Annotated in this window: 20 protein-coding genes; all 20 read left to right on the top strand. The window is 41.1% G+C overall.

The window, feature by feature from the left end; translation table 11 throughout:
* Window positions 1–142: 142 nt before the first annotated feature.
* The 20 genes from BN988_RS17465 to BN988_RS17370 all read left to right on the top strand — a co-directional run bounded on the left by BN988_RS17465 (window position 143) and on the right by BN988_RS17370 (window position 17164).
* Window positions 143–388 carry a type B 50S ribosomal protein L31 gene (locus tag BN988_RS17465; RefSeq protein ID WP_036578508.1) on the top strand — a complete coding sequence of 82 codons (246 nt, stop codon included), beginning with the start codon at window positions 143–145 and terminating at the stop codon, window positions 386–388.
* Window positions 389–522: 134 nt separating this feature from the next.
* Window positions 523–1143, top strand: a complete 621-nt coding sequence (locus BN988_RS17460; RefSeq protein ID WP_036578505.1) for a thymidine kinase — start codon at window positions 523–525, stop codon at window positions 1141–1143.
* 165 nt (window positions 1144–1308) lie between these two features.
* On the top strand, window positions 1309–2379 hold the full coding sequence (gene prfA, locus BN988_RS17455; protein ID WP_036578503.1) for a peptide chain release factor 1: 1071 nt from the start codon (window positions 1309–1311) through the stop codon (window positions 2377–2379).
* Window position 2380: 1 nt separating this feature from the next.
* Window positions 2381–3232, top strand: a complete 852-nt coding sequence (gene prmC, locus BN988_RS17450) for a peptide chain release factor N(5)-glutamine methyltransferase (protein ID WP_036578501.1) — start codon at window positions 2381–2383, stop codon at window positions 3230–3232.
* 214 nt (window positions 3233–3446) lie between these two features.
* The gene (gene spoIIR / locus BN988_RS17445; protein WP_036578499.1) at window positions 3447–4052 is read left to right on the top strand and encodes a stage II sporulation protein R; all 606 of its coding nucleotides are present in this window, start codon (window positions 3447–3449) and stop codon (window positions 4050–4052) included.
* 68 nt (window positions 4053–4120) lie between these two features.
* The gene (locus BN988_RS17440; protein ID WP_036578498.1) at window positions 4121–4522 is read left to right on the top strand and encodes a GNAT family N-acetyltransferase; all 402 of its coding nucleotides are present in this window, start codon (window positions 4121–4123) and stop codon (window positions 4520–4522) included.
* A 276-nt stretch (window positions 4523–4798) separates the two neighbouring features.
* Window positions 4799–5821, top strand: a complete 1023-nt coding sequence (locus BN988_RS17435) for an L-threonylcarbamoyladenylate synthase (RefSeq protein WP_036578496.1) — start codon at window positions 4799–4801, stop codon at window positions 5819–5821.
* A 74-nt stretch (window positions 5822–5895) separates the two neighbouring features.
* Window positions 5896–6447: a manganese efflux pump MntP gene (locus BN988_RS17430; protein WP_036578494.1), complete on the top strand. Its 552-nt coding sequence runs from the start codon at window positions 5896–5898 to the stop codon at window positions 6445–6447.
* 267 nt (window positions 6448–6714) lie between these two features.
* The gene (locus tag BN988_RS17425) at window positions 6715–7317 is read left to right on the top strand and encodes a low molecular weight protein arginine phosphatase (protein ID WP_036578493.1); all 603 of its coding nucleotides are present in this window, start codon (window positions 6715–6717) and stop codon (window positions 7315–7317) included.
* Window positions 7318–7376: 59 nt separating this feature from the next.
* Window positions 7377–7823 (top strand): ribose 5-phosphate isomerase B, encoded by a 447-nt coding sequence (gene rpiB, locus BN988_RS17420; protein ID WP_036578491.1) that lies wholly within the window; start codon window positions 7377–7379, stop codon window positions 7821–7823.
* A 32-nt stretch (window positions 7824–7855) separates the two neighbouring features.
* Entirely contained in the window at window positions 7856–8431 is a 576-nt protein-coding gene (locus BN988_RS17415; RefSeq protein WP_187120262.1) for a TIGR01440 family protein, read from the top strand.
* A gap of 22 nt (window positions 8432–8453) precedes the next feature.
* On the top strand, window positions 8454–9689 hold the full coding sequence (locus BN988_RS17410) for a serine hydroxymethyltransferase (protein WP_036578489.1): 1236 nt from the start codon (window positions 8454–8456) through the stop codon (window positions 9687–9689).
* 147 nt (window positions 9690–9836) lie between these two features.
* Window positions 9837–10466, top strand: coding sequence for a uracil phosphoribosyltransferase (gene upp, locus BN988_RS17405; RefSeq protein ID WP_036578488.1), 630 nt, complete (start codon window positions 9837–9839; stop codon window positions 10464–10466).
* A 25-nt stretch (window positions 10467–10491) separates the two neighbouring features.
* On the top strand, window positions 10492–11604 hold the full coding sequence (wecB, locus tag BN988_RS17400) for a non-hydrolyzing UDP-N-acetylglucosamine 2-epimerase (RefSeq protein ID WP_036578487.1): 1113 nt from the start codon (window positions 10492–10494) through the stop codon (window positions 11602–11604).
* 90 nt (window positions 11605–11694) lie between these two features.
* Window positions 11695–13872: a S8 family serine peptidase gene (locus BN988_RS17395; protein WP_036578486.1), complete on the top strand. Its 2178-nt coding sequence runs from the start codon at window positions 11695–11697 to the stop codon at window positions 13870–13872.
* A 685-nt stretch (window positions 13873–14557) separates the two neighbouring features.
* On the top strand, window positions 14558–14926 hold the full coding sequence (locus BN988_RS17390; protein WP_036578484.1) for an ATP synthase subunit I: 369 nt from the start codon (window positions 14558–14560) through the stop codon (window positions 14924–14926).
* 22 nt (window positions 14927–14948) lie between these two features.
* Window positions 14949–15671, top strand: coding sequence for a F0F1 ATP synthase subunit A (gene atpB, locus BN988_RS17385; protein ID WP_036578483.1), 723 nt, complete (start codon window positions 14949–14951; stop codon window positions 15669–15671).
* 89 nt (window positions 15672–15760) lie between these two features.
* A complete protein-coding gene (gene atpE / locus BN988_RS17380) occupies window positions 15761–15967 on the top strand; it encodes a F0F1 ATP synthase subunit C (RefSeq protein WP_019378207.1) in 207 nt (68 codons plus the stop codon).
* A 127-nt stretch (window positions 15968–16094) separates the two neighbouring features.
* A complete protein-coding gene (gene atpF, locus BN988_RS17375; protein WP_036578480.1) occupies window positions 16095–16622 on the top strand; it encodes a F0F1 ATP synthase subunit B in 528 nt (175 codons plus the stop codon).
* The gene (locus BN988_RS17370; RefSeq protein WP_036578478.1) at window positions 16619–17164 is read left to right on the top strand and encodes a F0F1 ATP synthase subunit delta; all 546 of its coding nucleotides are present in this window, start codon (window positions 16619–16621) and stop codon (window positions 17162–17164) included. The genes atpF and BN988_RS17370 overlap by 4 nt, the downstream gene beginning before the upstream one ends.
* Window positions 17165–17167: the final 3 nt, after the last annotated feature.

Below are 17167 nucleotides of genomic sequence, written 5' to 3'. Positions count from 1 at the left end.
AAATTTTTAGTTGCTCACTATTGCAATCAAATACCCTGACTGTTATAATCTTTTTATGTGAGTTTTGATAAGGTATTGCACCTATGACGGCTCTTACAATAACTCTGTTTCAAAGGATTCAGGGCAAAAAGGAGTGGAAGAAATGAAAAAGGATATTCATCCAGAATACAGAAAAGTAGTATTTCTTGATACTAGTTCAGATTTTAAATTCTTGAGTGGTTCAACACAAAGCTCAGAAGAAACAATCGAATGGGAAGATGGTAACACATACCCATTGATCCGTGTTGAGATTAGTTCAGACTCTCATCCTTTCTACACTGGTAAACAGAAAGCTGACAAAGTCGGCGGACGTGTAGACCGATTCAAGAAAAAATATAATATGAATTAAAATGTGGAATGAAAAGCCTGTTCTTCAAACAGGACAGGCACACATTCTATGCAGGAAAACAGGCAAATCGTCTATAAATTTGCCTGTTTTTTTACTTTTATATACATAACAATTTGGAAAGGAGCGCGTCGCTCATGTACGTGATGAAACAAAGTGGTTGGGTTGAAGTAATCTGTGGGAGTATGTTTTCTGGAAAGTCGGAAGAACTGATTAGAAGAGTTCGCCGTGCTACCTATGCTAATCTTACAGTGCGTGTATTTAAACCCGCCATCGACAACCGGTATGATAAGGAATCTGTTGTCTCCCATAATGGGACGTCAATTATTGCTCGTCCTGTAAAAAGCTCGGATGAAATGTTGCAATTTGTGGACAAGCGAGTGGATATTATTGGGATTGATGAAGTACAGTTCTTTGATGAAAATGTTGTGGAAGTAGTAGAAGAACTTGCTAATCAAGGGATTCGGGTGGTTGTAGCTGGATTGGACACGGATTTCCGTGGTGAACCATTCGGCCCGATGCCGAAATTAATGGCTTTAAGCGAATCGGTTACCAAATTAAACGCAATTTGCCCGGTTTGTGGATCACCTGCAAGCCGTACGCAACGCCTAATTAATGACAACCCTGCATCCTATGATGACCCCATCATACTTGTCGGTGCATCAGAATCGTATGAGCCGCGCTGCCGTCACCATCATGAGGTGCCAAATAAGCCGAAAAATCAAATTCTATCCGGGTTATCCAACCAATTAAAATAAAGCGCCTATCTAGGCGCTTTTTTCATGTATGCGTGTGTTCTCCGCTTTTGATCATCTAGCTCTAAGCACACAGCGAAACGGTTAATATTCGGTTGTGAATATAATTTTGACCTTCTTACATGAGTATACTATAATTATACTGTTAATCTGAAAGAGGTGACCGTGATGTTAGATCGTTTACAAACATTAGAAAACCGTTACGATAAATTAAATGAAATGTTAAGTGATCCTGAAATCATAAATGATACGGCAAAGTTACGTGAGTATTCCAAGGAGCAATCTGGATTGGAGGATGTGGTCCAGGCATACCGCGAATACAAGGACACTACTTCTCAGCTTCAGGATGCGAAAGAAATGCTGGACGATAATCTTGATAGTGATATGTATGAAATGGTAAAGATGGAAATTTCAGAATTGCAGGAGTCCAAGGTAGAGTTAGAAGAGAAGATGAGAATCCTCTTGCTCCCTAAAGACCCGAATGATGATAAGAACGTGTTCATGGAGATCCGTGGAGCTGCAGGTGGAGATGAAGCCGCCTTGTTTGCAGGAGATCTTTATAAAATGTATACACGCTATGCAGAGCAATATGGTTGGAAAACTGAAATCATGGAAGCAAGCACAACAGGTGTTGGGGGATACAAAGAAATTATTTTCATGATAAATGGAAATGGGGCGTACTCCAAGCTGAAGTTTGAGAATGGTGCACATCGTGTACAACGTGTTCCAGAAACTGAATCTGGTGGCCGTATCCATACTTCTACAGCAACGGTTGCTGTTCTTCCTGAAGCTGAAGAAGTGGAAATAGATATCAACGAAAAAGATATTCGTGTCGATACCTTCGCTTCAAGTGGGCCCGGCGGACAAAGTGTTAACACTACCATGTCAGCAGTACGACTAACTCACGTTCCAACAGGGGTTGTCGTTTCTATCCAGGATGAAAAGTCGCAAATCAAGAACAAAGAAAAAGCGATGAAAGTGTTACGTGCACGAATCTATGATAAGTACCAACAGGAAGCCCAGGCAGAAATTGATGAGAACCGTAAATCAGCTGTCGGTACAGGCGACCGCTCAGAACGTATTAGAACATATAATTTTCCACAAAATCGGGTTACAGACCATCGCATTGGTTTGACCATTCAAAAGCTTGACCAGATCTTACAAGGAAAGCTGGATGAGTTTATTGATGCTCTATTGGTAGAAGAACAAACGAAGAAATTGGAACAAATCGGTGAATAGCATGCATAACAGAAAACAATACGAAGTCCTCAAATGGGCTTCTCTTTTTTTGGAAGAGCACCAACGCGAGGCGAGAGTAGCGCAATTACTTTTGCAACATCATCTTGGGAAAGGGAGCGCACAGTTTTATGCAGATATGCAAGAGACTGTTCCTGAAGCACTTATAGAACGTTATGCAAAGGATATAGAGGAGCATGCCCATACTGGGGTTCCCATCCAACATTTGATTGGGAAGGAGTCCTTCTATGGCAGGGACTTTAATGTTAATCCTAATGTATTAATCCCACGTATGGAAACAGAAGAACTAGTCCAGCATGTACTTCATTCTGTATCCGCAGACGCTCCTCTTAACATTGTAGATGTAGGTACAGGAAGTGGAATTATTGCCATTACGCTCGCTTTAGAACTGCCGAATGCGACGGTTTATGCGACAGACCTCTCTCATGAAGCATTAGCAGTCGCTCAGCATAATGCAACGCAGCTTGGAGCTGAAGTGACTTTTTCACAGGGGAATTTTCTGCAGCCTCTTCAGGATGCGAATGTGGTCGTAGATGTTCTAGTCTCGAATCCTCCTTATATTGCAAGATCAGAAGCAACTACTTTATCGGACACGGTGAAAAACTTTGACCCGGAGTTAGCGCTGTATGCAGAGGAAGAAGGACTCGCGGCATATAGAGAGATCGTTAAACAGGCAAAGAGCGTGTTAAAGCCTGAAGGAATGATGGCAGTGGAAATTGGTCATTCACAGGCATATGCTGTTACAGCCCTAATCAAACAAGAATTCCCATCTTATCAAGTGAGAACTATCAAAGATATAAACGGAAAGGACCGTATTATATCAACAGCCCTTTAAAGCGGGCTGTTTTTTTTGTTTTTATGGATAACGTGCATATTGAGAAGAAAACCGAGTGGAAGTGTCCGTTATCGGCCATTTCCAATACATATAAGAAAGCCTCTATCTATCAATCTATCATTCTATTTTCAAAACAATTTCAGTTTACTAGTTTAAAATCTTCTAGGCCTGCCCATACTGTTGCTAGTACCCACAGTTGGAAGGAGATTGAATGATGAAGAAACTAGTACTTATTGTCTTTATATTTATTTTATTACTAATAACGTTTCCTTTAATAGGAATGAGTCAGCTTGAAGAAAAGCAGGGTGAAGCAAATTATCAAGTTATTCCAGATGAGGCAATCAGGTTAAGGATTTTGGCTAATAGTGATAGTGATGCAGACCAAGAGCTAAAAAGAATGGTACGGGATGAAGTGAATGAAGTCATTACAGAGTGGGTAGCCGAAATAACGGATATTGAGGAAGCTCGTAAACTAATTGAAGCTCGAATTCCTGAAATAAATGAAATAGTAAAAGAAGTATTAAAGGAAGAAGGTTCTAGTGACTCCTTTAAAGTTGAATATGGCTCGAACATAACTTTTCCTGCCAAGCTATATGGAGATTATGTGTATCCAGCAGGAGAGTATGAGGCAGTGCTTATCACGATAGGTGAAGGGAAAGGCGATAATTGGTGGTGTGTGTTATTTCCGCCCCTTTGTTTCCTTGATTTCTCAAATGGAACTACTGTAGCGGAAGAGGAAGATACGGAAGAGGAGCCTCAGGTGGCGGAGGAAAAAACAGAGGTAAAGTTTTTCCTTTTTGAATGGTTTGGTTGGTCATAATCGTTTCATTTCGGCATACATTAGAATAATATAACAGATTCTATTAAAAATAGTAGAGGTGATCGAGTATGAATTTAATCCCAGCAAATCAAATGGATATGGAGAAGGTAGAGCAGTTTCTAGAAAAGAATGAGGGTATTAATAAATCTAGTTTAGTAAGAGCAGGTTATGTTGTTGAAGTCTCCGGCGAAATCGTAGGTTGTTTTTCTTTAGAAACAATGGAGGAAGGGATTTATTGGTTAAAACAATTATATATAAACCAAACGAACGCTTCCAAGCTTCCTGTTCTATTAGAGGCAATATTAACACTAGCAAAGCGGCAACAGGCTAAAAGTGTTTATGTACACAGTCACCAACCTGTGGTGGATATCCTCCTGGAAGCATTACAATTCCATCCACAGAAGGAAAAGATGTTCGTGGATAAGTATCAGAGAGATGAGGGAAATTGGTGGTTGTACCATGTTTCTTGAATAAAACTGTCCTTATCCACAAAAACAGTGGATAACCTGTTAAAAAACTGTGCATAAGTAAGAATTACTGTTCATAACTTCTCTTTTTGTGAAGTAGAATAGTTTAAATAAAGGGGGTAGCCTGTGGATAACCACAGGCTATTTCTGTTGTGGAAAAGTCGATTGCTTCCATTTGTGGAAAACCTGTTCCCACACCATCGATGATGCTACAGAACGTGAGACTTTGCGAAATAGGAGGGAATCTAATAAAATGGGAGAAGGAAAAGAGGGACATGAATGGATACGAAACGATGGTATGCTAACGATTTTCAACAGGATAAACAGGTGGCGATCCAGTCTGCAGCAGAATTATTAAAGGCTGGGGAAACTGTTGCGTTTCCCACGGAAACAGTTTATGGACTAGGGGCCGACGCGACAAACAAGGCAGCGATTAGTAAGATATTCCAGGCAAAGGGGCGTCCACAGGACAATCCCCTCATTGTCCATGTGGCGACACCGCAGCAGTTAAAAGAGCTTGTAACATCCATCCCAAACTATGTGGATAAACTGCTTGAGGCTTTTACTCCTGGCCCCATTACGTTCGTATTGCCAAGTAATGGTCGTTGTGCTGAAAATGTGACCGCAGGACTGGATTCCGTAGGGGTTAGATTGCCTGGTCATCCAATAGCATTGAAATTATTGCAGGAAGCGGCTGTGCCTGTCGCTGCGCCAAGTGCAAACTTATCTGGAAAGCCAAGTCCAACTTCTGCAGATCATGTGTGGTCAGATTTAAATGGAAGAATTGCTGGTGTGCTCGATGGCGGAGCCACAGGGGTTGGATTGGAATCGACAGTACTAGATTGTACACAGGCTATCCCCATCATTCTTCGCCCGGGTGGGATCACAAAGGAACAGCTTGAGGAAGTAGTAGGGACAGTGATGATCGATCCTGGTTTAGCGAATGAAAAAGAGCGCCCAAAATCCCCAGGCATGAAGTACAGGCATTATTCTCCAGACGCTCCTTTATGGCTAGTGGAAGGGCCTTCGGAAAAACTTCAACAAGTGATTGATGAGGAAATGAAAAAAGGTCATCGTGTTGGGGTGATGGCAGCTAGCAAGACAGTGGCTGCAATAGAGGCAGATCTTAAAAAAGACTTGGGCGCTAACATGGAGACAGTGGCTGCTGCATTATACGATGCCTTACGCATGTTTAATGAGCATGATGTAGACCTTATACTTTGTGAAGCATTCTCAGAACAAGGAATCGGTCAGGCTGTCATGAACCGGTTAAAAAAAGCTGCTAGCGATTATATTAAGTAGAAAATAATTGGGTTGTCCTCATAATCCCTCTTGGGCATGCATATAGTTTAGAAGCATGTTCAAGGGGGATCTTAATGTCAGGATATGTTGGTGAATTTATTTCAATCTTATTTCTAGCCTTTGCGCTTGGTATGGATGCATTTTCTGTGGGGCTTGGCCTAGGGATGCAGCAGCTACGACTAAAACGAATAGCCCTGATTGGTATTGTCGTTGGTATTTTTCATATTTTGATGCCGTTTGTAGGAATTATATTAGGGCAGTTTATTTCAGAAGGAATTGGGCAGATAACCATTTTATTAGGTGGCCTTCTGTTAGTTGGCATTGGCTCACAAATGCTGTTTTCTGCTTTCAATCATGAATTGAAAAAAGTCATAGAACCAGTTGGAACAGGGCTCTTAATTCTTTCTTTTAGTATTAGCATTGATAGTTTCTCTGTAGGGCTAGGCCTCGGGATGTCAGGGGTTAAAACAGCTCTCGTGTTATTAATGTTTGGTGCAGCTAGTATGCTTCTATCGTGGACGGGAATGTTGCTAGGGAAGAAGGTTCGTGGCTTGTTAGGGGCATATAGTGAGATTTTAGGTGGTAGTATCTTAATAGCATTCGGTATCAAAATAATATTTGGCTAACTTGTAAAGGCTCTGGTTAAAATGCCCGGGCTTTTTTTGTTTTCTAGTAATTGTGGTTATCTTCGATGCTTTTTCCTTATGGAACTGACATGCAATCCTGTTATGTGCTATATTTAGAATAGACATTTTTTACACGTTAGGAAAGTAAAAATTTTAGCTCAGAAGCAAGGTGAGGTAGTTGAAATTTTGATTTCCTTAGTATAAGAAAAACGGCCACATTCGCCAAAAGACGAGCGAATACGCATTTTTCTAGGCGGAGGTTCATTTATGAAGATATTATTTGTCTGCACTGGGAATACATGTCGCAGCCCGATGGCTGAGGCGCTTGTTAAACATAAAATTCCTGAAGCAGAGGTACAGTCAGCAGGGGTTTATGCAGGAGCTGGAGAACGAGCGAATGTAAACGCAGTAGAGGTATTAAATAAGCGTGGCATACAGCTTCAACATGTATCGCAACCCGTAACCGACAGTTTGTTGCATTGGGCCGACGTGGTAATGACCATGACAACCCAGCATAAACAATCCTTGATTATGACGTTTCCAAACTATCAGGAAAAGTATTTCACTTTAAAAGAATATGTTTCAGAATCAGATAAAAAAGTATGGAATGAGCTAAAACAAGCGTATGCAGATTATGAAGAGAAACGATCTTTGTTTATCCAAGAGAATCAACATAAATTAGATAACATACGGCTAGATAAAGAACTTAGGGGCTTTTTGGCAGAAGATCTTCAGCATATAAGAAGCTTAGAAGCGATGCTGATCAACTATGATATTTCTGATCCATTTGGTGGAAGTGTGGAAGTTTACCAAAAAACATTAGACGAAATGGATAAATATATTGATCTCCTAAAAAAGAAGATTAACTAGGGAAGAATAGAATACTTTAAAAGAAAAACACATACCAACACAGAAGGGAAGAAGTCACGATGAAGGTTATTATCACAGCAGATCATGCTGGCATGACAGTACGCAATGTAGTAAAGGATTTATTAGAGGATATGGGCATTGAATATGAAGATACAGGATGTAGCTGTGAATCCTCGGTAGATTACCCAGATTATGCCCTTCCTGCAGCAGAACGAATAGCGAATGGGGAATTTGATCGTGGAATCTTTATCTGTGGTACAGGTATTGGCATGTCTATTGCAGCCAATAAGGTAAAAGGCATTCGTTGTGCGTTAACACATGATATGTATTCAGCAAAACTTACTAGACAGCATAATGACTCGAATGTACTAGCGCTTGGAGAGCGTGTGATAGGTCCTGACCTTGCTCGCGAAGTTGCTAGAATTTGGCTTGAAACAGAATTTCAAGGCGGTCGCCATGAGAATCGCATTGGTAAAATTGGCACGTATGAAGGCAAGGAAGCCTAAACGTCAATTAGATACAGACTGAGGTGGGTAACATGACGGAAATCTATGACAACCTAAAGGCAGAGTTATCAGAGATCGTACAAGAGTGGAACCACGGGAAGTATTTGCGAAAAAACCTTCCCTTCGTTATTGGCTGTTCTACTAGTGAGATAGCTGGAGAGCGAATTGGAACAGCAGGAAGTGACACCATTGCAGAGATTGTTTTTGCGTCGGTAAAGGAGTTGCAGGCTAAAACGGGTATTTTTCCCGTTTTTCAATGTTGTGAGCATTTAAATCGCGCACTTGTTATGGAGCGAGACGTAATGGAACACCTACGGTTGGAAGAAGTATCTGTTGTCCCTGTTCGAACAGCAGGGGGAGCAATGGCTGCTTATGCTTTCCAACATTTAAAAGACGCCGTTGTGGTAGAAGCCGTACAGGCTCATGCTGGCATGGATATTGGAGAAACGATGATTGGGATGCATTTAAAGCATGTTGCTGTTCCATTAAGGTTTAAGCAACGATTTGTTGGAAAGGCACGGGTCACCACTGCCATGACTAGACCTAAACTCATTGGTGGTCAGCGTGCACACTATGAACATATACAAGCTAATTCTAGCTGTAAATAAATTTACATAGGGGGCTTTACGTATGGAGCATGTAAAACAAGCAGACAAGGAAGTATTTGAGGCAATACAGGCGGAGAAAACCCGGCAGCAGGAAAAAATCGAGTTAATCGCATCGGAGAACTTTGTCTCTGAAGCAGTCATGGAAGCGATGGGATCTGTTTTAACTAACAAATATGCTGAAGGATATCCAGGTAAAAGATATTATGGTGGTTGTGAGCATGTCGATGTGGTGGAAAATTTAGCGCGTGACCGTGCTAAAGACTTATTTGGCGCAGAACATGTAAATGTGCAGCCACACTCTGGTGCACAGGCAAATATGGCTGTTTATTTTACCGTGCTTGAACCAGGTGATACAGTGCTTGGGATGAACTTAAATCATGGGGGACACTTAACACATGGTAGCCCAGTGAATTTTAGTGGAACCTTGTACAATTTTGTGGATTACGGTGTAGACAAAGAAACAGAACAGCTCGATTACGCGTCCGTGCTTGAAAAAGCTATGGAAGTAAAGCCAAAATTAATTGTCGCAGGTGCAAGTGCTTATTCTCGTATTATTGACTTCTCCAAGTTCCGTGAAATTGCGGATGCTGTAGGGGCTTACCTAATGGTTGATATGGCGCATATTGCTGGGCTTGTAGCCACAGGCCTGCATCCAAACCCAGTACCTTACGCTGATTTTGTTACGACCACCACCCATAAAACATTACGTGGGCCAAGAGGCGGCATGATCCTATGTAAAGAAGAGTACGCAAAGAAAATAGATAAATCTGTGTTCCCGGGAATGCAAGGTGGTCCACTCATGCATATTATTGCGGCGAAAGCTGTATCGTTTAAAGAAGCATTGAGTGATGAATTTAAGACATACTCTAAGCAAATTATCCAGAATGCGCAAACGCTAAGTAAAGCATTAAATGAAGAGGGAGTACGCATTGTTTCTGGTGGTACGGATAATCATTTACTATTATTAGATGTTACCCCACTTGGCCTTACTGGAAAAGTTGCGGAAAAAGTACTTGATGATATCGGAATTACAACAAATAAAAATACCATCCCATTTGATACCGCTAGTCCATTTATCACAAGTGGTGTGCGTGTGGGAACTGCTGCTGTAACTTCTCGTGGTTTTGGGGAAAAAGAAATGAAAGAGATTGCTTCCATTATTTCACTAACCTTAAAAAATCATGAAGATGCTCAAAAGCTAAACAAAGCGAAGGAACGTGTAGCGGAGCTAACATCTAAATTGCCTCTCTATGCATAAGATAAAGGATGTCCTTTTTGGGCATCCTTTTATTTGTATGTGAGGAAAGAATAGATATGTAAGAAGCTTTTCTTATTTACTTGAAAGCATGGCTTTTTTTCAGTACAATTTGAAGGATGTATTAATTCTAAAGGAGTGATCGGCAAAATGGGTAACGTATTCGTACTGGATCATCCGTTAATCCAGCATAAGCTAACCTACATAAGGAGTAAGGAAACAGGAACGAAGGAATTTCGTGAGCTAGTTGATGAAGTAGCAATGCTAATGGCTTTTGAAATCACACGAAATCTTCCCTTGCAGGATAAGACTATTCATACACCTGTAGTAGAAGCACAGGCGAAGGTCCTTTCAGGTAAAAAAATTGGCCTCATTCCGATATTGCGTGCAGGTCTTGGAATGGTCGATGGGGTTTTAAAATTAATTCCTGCTGCAAAAGTTGGTCATGTCGGACTATATCGTGATCCGGAAACCTTTCAGCCTGTTGAATATTATATTAAATTACCATCAGATATAAATGAACGTGAATTAATTGTGATTGATCCAATGCTTGCAACCGGTGGTTCGGCAAATGATGCGATTCATTCCTTGAAAAAGCGTGGCGCGGAAAACATTCGTCTTATGTGTCTTATTGCAGCACCAGAGGGCGTAGAAATGATTAAAGAAGAACACCCAGATGTTGATATTTACCTAGGTGCCTTGGATGAAAAGCTTGATGAGAAAGGCTATATCGTTCCAGGTCTTGGGGATGCTGGAGACCGTTTATTTGGTACGAAATAGATAAACTGGGTTAGGAGTGCTTGTCATGAAGAATCGTATAAAAGTAATGACCATTTTTGGGACACGGCCAGAAGCGATCAAGATGGCTCCGCTTGTTTTAGAGTTGCAAAAACGAGCAGAAGAATTTGACTCCATTGTCACGGTTACGGCACAGCACAGAGAGATGCTTGATCAAGTGCTGGAAATCTTTAAAATCACACCAGATTATGACTTAAATATCATGAAAAAGCAACAGTCGCTTGCACAGATTACCACAAGAGCCCTCGAAGGTCTTGATGAGGTGATGAAGGAAACGAAGCCTGACATCGTACTCGTGCATGGTGACACAACAACCACATTTGCTGCATCGCTTGCTGCTTACTATAACCAGATTGCGGTAGGGCATGTAGAAGCTGGTCTGCGTACATGGGATAAATACTCCCCTTATCCAGAGGAAATGAATCGCCAATTGACCGGTGTAATGGCAGATCTTCATTTTTCGCCAACGGAAAAATCAAAGCAGAATCTTCTAAATGAAGGGAAGCCTGCTGAGCGTATTTCGGTAACAGGGAATACAGCGATTGATGCATTAAAAACAACAGTCGATCATGCATACAGTAGTCCGATTATCGAAGCAATTGGAGATAAACGATTGGTACTCATGACAGCCCACCGCAGGGAGAACCTTGGGAATAACATGGAGCAGATGTTTCGGGCGATTAAACGGTTGGTTGAGACACATGATGATATCCATGTTATTTATCCTGTCCATCTAAATCCAGTCGTACAAAATACAGCTAAAAACATCTTGGGTGATGATGAGCGGATTCAATTAATTGAACCACTTAGCGTAGTAGATTTTCATAACTTTGCCTCCAGAGCTCACTTGATTCTCACGGATTCTGGAGGGGTACAAGAAGAAGCGCCATCCCTTGGTGTACCTGTTCTGGTGTTAAGAGACACGACCGAACGACCAGAAGGTATTACCGCTGGTACATTAAAGCTTGCTGGGACAGATGAAGAAAATATTTTCACGATGGCTAACGAGCTTCTTTCTGATGACAAGGCACACAAGGAAATGGCGAAAGCCTCAAATCCTTATGGTGACGGACAAGCTTCAAAAAGAATAGCTGATGAAATTGTGAAGTATTTTAATTAAAGCGGAAAGCCATCCTTTGGGCGGGATGGCTTTTCTTATGCATAAATTTCCCTTTCTTTTCAAAAACTATCTGAAAAGGAGAGGTTGGGAATGCGGCATATTTTATCCATTATAAGTATTATTGTGTTATTACTGCCATATCCACAAACGATAGTGGCAGAGAAAAATGATACACAGTCACTGATCATTGAGGTTACTGGAGATCCGCAAGTACATAAGGAATATATAGAGGCACACCATCCATATGTGGAGGTGGTTGCCTCTTATGAAACGTTATTTAAGGGATTAGCTATCAGAGGGACCCCCACAAGGCTTGCCAAAATGGAAGCACTCCCCTTTGTAAAAGCTATACACTCGGTGCAACAGTACCAAGCTGATAAGACAAAGAACAATTCACTGAAGGCAGACGCCTTTCCAAAGGATGCTGTTTATCCAGAAGTCTTTAATAACACACGCTACACGGGAAAAGGGGTAAAGGTTGGAATAATTGATACTGGTATAGATTATAACCATCCTGATTTACAAGCAAATTATAAAAAAGGCTATGACTTGGTAGATCTTGATGAAGATCCCATGGAAACACAAGCTAACCAGGGCATCCCTACAATGCATGGTACGCACGTTGCTGGAATTATTGCCGCTGATGGAGAATTAAAGGGAGTGGCTCCTGACGCAGAAATTTATGCTTATCGAGCTCTTGGCCCGGGAGGAAGTGGAACATCGGTACAGGTCATAGCGGCAATGGAACAGGCAGTTAAAGATGGCGTCGATGTGATGAATCTTTCGTTAGGTAACAATGTAAATGGACCAGATTATCCGACAAGCGTAGCAGTGAATCGTGCAGCGGCTTTAGGTGTGGCCGTTGTCATTGCCAATGGAAATAATGGTCCAGCTGACTGGACAGTTGGATCACCTGCAACAGCATCGAAGGCTATCTCCGTTGGGGCTACAAGTCCTGCTAAACAGAATCCCTATCTTTATGCGAGGTGGGAAGATAGAGAGATTGGACTAACGTCTATGGTAGGATCCGTACCATGGAATTTGGACACATTTTATAAAATAGCTGTAGAGGGAGAAGATCTGTCCAGAAAAATTGCTATCTTACAACGTGGGGAAATTCCTTTTTATGACATGGCAAAACAGGCAGAAAAAGATGGCGCGATTGCTGTACTCATTGCAAACAGTGAGAAGGGGACTTTCCAGGGTTCTATAGACAATGCGAATGACCCCATTACCATCCCGGTAGCCTCTATTTCCAAGGAAGACGGACAGTGGCTACAACAAATGGCTGAAGAAAGCACGTTGCAACTGGAAACCCAATATAAAGAGCTACCTGCTTCGGTTGCAGACTTTAGTTCACGTGGTCCTGTCACAATTAATTGGGACATTAAACCGGATGTACTTGCTCCAGGAACCAACATCATGAGCTCCGTTCCTGGTGGCTACCAAGCTCTGCAAGGTACGAGTATGGCAGCACCTCATGTAGCGGGAGCGATCGCTTTAATGAAAGAAGCGCATCCCGATTGGTCAAATGACCAGATTATAGGTGCTTTAAAGACGACCGCTTGGAAAATGGAGCAGGATAATAAAGCTGTAGCTCCCATAATGCAGGGATCAGGGGTGATGGACCCAGAATCGGCAATCAACGCTACCACAATAATCAATGACCCTGCGTTAGCCTATGGAAAATTTACTACGTATAGGGAAGAAAAGACAAAACAGCTATTTATCACAAATCAATCGGATGAAACAAAAAACTACACGTTTACTATTCCAAAGAAGCAAGGGGGCATACAATGGAGTTTGACGCAAAGATTCGTACTGAAGCCAGGTGAGGAAAAAGCGGTCCCGATAAGTCTGGCAATTACTTCTAAACAATTAGAAGAGGGCGTGCATCAAGGTTGGTTAACAATGGATGAGGGAGACAATCGCTATCTTCTTCCTTATTTATTTATTAACCAAACAGCTGATAATCCAAAAGCAATGGGATTTGAATTTGCGTTAAAGCCGTTTTCTGAGGAAGGATACATTTATAAACTTTACCTCGCTGAAAATGCGGAAAGCGCAAAGGTAGATTTGTATGACCCGGATAGCCTCATGTTTGAAAGAAACCTTTTAGAATTAGATGAAGTTAAAACAGGAGAAAACGAAGGACAGTTAACCAAGAAGCAATTAGGAACCCCGGGAGAATACATGGCGCTCATTACAGTTCGCTTGTCTGATGGCACCACGGAAAGCTATCAGACAGACTTAATGATTAGAAATTAAACGGTGAAAGGTGAATTCCTTTCATCGTTCACAAAAATGTCACTTAATAGTCACAGAATTTCCTATATAATGGAGGGGAAGCTTTATGGAAAACGTAACCCTTATACTTTATTCCGTAAAGATTTCCACAGCATGAGGAAGCCATGGATGCTTACCGAAGAAAAAAAGCAGGAAAAATTTTGTCATAACATGGCGAATGTTCCATAACCTGCTATTGGAAATGCTGTTTCCCGAATACAGCATTCACCAATCGGCTAGTGAAGAAGATTTTCCACCTTCACAGCCTGAAAGAGAAATTATTCTCCTGTTTTCTCCTTAAATAAGGACCTCTGGAGAGAACAGAAATCTATCAAAAATATCTACAGAAATTGGATGTCGTTTTAAGGATAAACATCCGTGAAACCGATTGACAATAGGGGTGGGCTATTGTACACTTGCTAAGTGTAGAATGGTAGGGGTTTCATAGGTTTGCAATACTAATATTATGCATAACAAAATGTACATAGCCTGCCGTTTAAAGCCTATATTCTAGCACTAGATGAAATACACGTTTTTACTTCAGTTAAATGATTGTGAAAAAATCACAGCATAGCACAATTATTGGCGACAAAGGTTCTTAAAGGGAAGGCCTTTCACCTGAAAAACTAACTGTATAATTGGAAAACTTACGAGAGAAGAGGGAACTATGTCGCAATATGGGAAAATGGGTATACGTCAACGAAAATACATGTTCTATCTTCTAGCGTTATGGGTGCTTGGAGCAGGGTTTACGCCGTATTCTCGTGTTTTCCTCGGGCTACTTTTAGGTACAGTTGTAAGTTTTTATAACCTCTATTTGTTGCAAAAGAAAATAGATGACTTTACAGAAGCGGTAGCTAAAAAACAGACCGCGAGAGGTTTAGGCACTGTTTCCCGATTTGCAGGAGCAGCGTTAGCCATTATTGTCGCTCTTCGTTTTGAAGATATTTTTCACGTCATTGCCGTACTAATTGGATTAATGACATCCTATTTCGTCATTATGATAGATTTTGCTGTGTACAAGAAGAAGGAATAATGTTTGAAGAGGGGTGAGTAAGGTGGATCATGGAGCACCAATAATTGAAAATTTATTTGGTATATCCTGGTTAAGTGTTAATCTATCAAATATTTTGATGATGTTTGTCACATCAGTCATTGTATTTGTACTTTGTGTCCTTGGCGCAAGAAGGCTGCAAATGAAGCCGTCGGGTGCACAAAACGCCATGGAATGGGTGCTTGACTTTGTAAAAGGGATTATTAATGACACGATGGATTGGAAGACTGGAAAACTATTTCTTCCGCTAGGGTTAACCCTATTTACATATATCCTTGTTGGAAATATGCTCGGGGTTATGACGAACGGAGTAGTTGGACATGATCTTTGGTGGAAATCGCCAACAGCTGATCCGGGAATTACATTGACACTATCAGCAATGGTCATTGTACTAACCCATTTCTATGGAATAAAGCTACGTGGCGGAAAAGAATATGTGAAAGACTATTTCCGACCAATGTGGCCGCTTTTCCCAATTAAGATTGTAGAAGAGTTTTCCAATACGCTAACACTCGGTTTGCGTTTGTTTGGTAACTTGTATGCAGGGGAAGTATTGTTAGCTTTACTAGTAGGTTTGACAACGTCAAGTTGGCTTGGATTCCTTGGGGGAGCAATTCCGTTTCTCGCATGGCAAGGATTCAGTATATTTATTGGCGGGATTCAGGCATTTATCTTCACAATGCTGACAATGGTTTACATGTCGCACAAGGTTAGTGAAGAGCATTAATTTGGTAATTAGCCAGTTTTAGTAGAATATCTACTGAATCTGGAGATTATGAAAAAACTTATATAACAATTTTGAGGAGGATTTATATTATGGGAGCTTTAGCAGCTGCAATCGCAGTAGGATTAGGCGCATTAGGCGCAGGTGTTGGTAACGGATTAATCGTGAGTCGTACAGTTGAGGGGATTGCTCGTCAACCAGAACTTAAAGGTCAACTTCAAACAACTATGTTTATCGGGGTAGGTTTGGTTGAGGCGATGCCGATTATCGCAGTAGTTATTGCACTAATGGTAATGTAACGAAAGATTGACAATAAACGGCGAAGATCATCTTCCATAGACCCTTCGCCTTGTTTGTGCCCGAACATGAAATAAACGTGTTTAGTAAATTATATATTCACTAATACAAGTGAAAGGAGTGAATCCTGTGCAAGCATTCACTGAATATTCCGTGATTAATGCAGCGCTTGGTGGTTTTCATGTTGTAGATATGATCACACAACTATTCTTCTTTCTTATCCTGCTTATTCTAGTAAGGAAATTTGCCTGGGGCCCTGTAATGGACATGATGCAAAAACGTGAAGATTACGTTGCTGGGGAAATTGAAGCTGCTGAAAAAAGTCGGGAAGAAGCAGAAAAAGCATCAAATGAAGCTGTTGAGCAGTTAAAACAAACAAAGCAAGAAGCACAAAAAATTGTTGAAGACGCGAAGAACGCTGGAGTAAGACAAGAACAGGATATCATCGCCGCTGCCCGTGCCGAAGCAGACAGAATTAAGCATGCTGCACAAGCAGATATCCAGAATGAGAAAGAGAAAGCCCTTCAGGCTTTACAAGATAAAGTGGCATCCTTATCTGTATTAATTGCAAGCAAAGTAATCGAAAAAGAAATTAGTACTCAGGATCAGGAGAAACTGATTAATGACTACATTAAAGAGGTAGGAGAAGAGCTATGAGTGAAGCAGTAGCAGCCAAGCGATATGCCGATGCTCTTTTTCAACTTGCGAATGAAAAAACTGTAGTAGAACAATTTGTAGAAGAGTTCCGCACAGTCAAAGAAGTATTCCAACGTAATAAAGATCTTTATACATTCCTAAAGCATCCTCGTGTTCATAATGCGAAGAAGAAACAATTTCTTGATGAAGTGTTTCAAGGTCTACATAAAGATGTCGTAAATACATTAAAGCTTCTAGTAGAACGACATCGAGTTGAGATCATTCCATCCATTATTGATCATTTTATCCATCTAGTAAATGATGCAAAAGGAATTGCAGAAGCTACAGTATACTCTGTTCGTGAACTATCGGATTTAGAACGCAGTGAGCTTGAAGTTTCGTTCGCTAAACGCTTTAACCGATCCGCTATTCAACTTCATAATGTTGTGGATCCCTCTTTAATCGGTGGAATCAAAATCCGTATGGGGAACACGATATATGATGGCTCTATTAGTGGAAAGCTAAGAAGAATCGAACGGAATATTGTAACTGCAAACAAATGATGA

Source organism: Oceanobacillus picturae (assembly GCF_000612865.1).
GTDB lineage: Bacteria > Bacillota > Bacilli > Bacillales > Amphibacillaceae > Oceanobacillus_B > Oceanobacillus_B jordanicus.
Note: the sequence above shows the minus strand (reverse complement) of the source record. Positions and strands in the feature narration are given on the sequence as shown.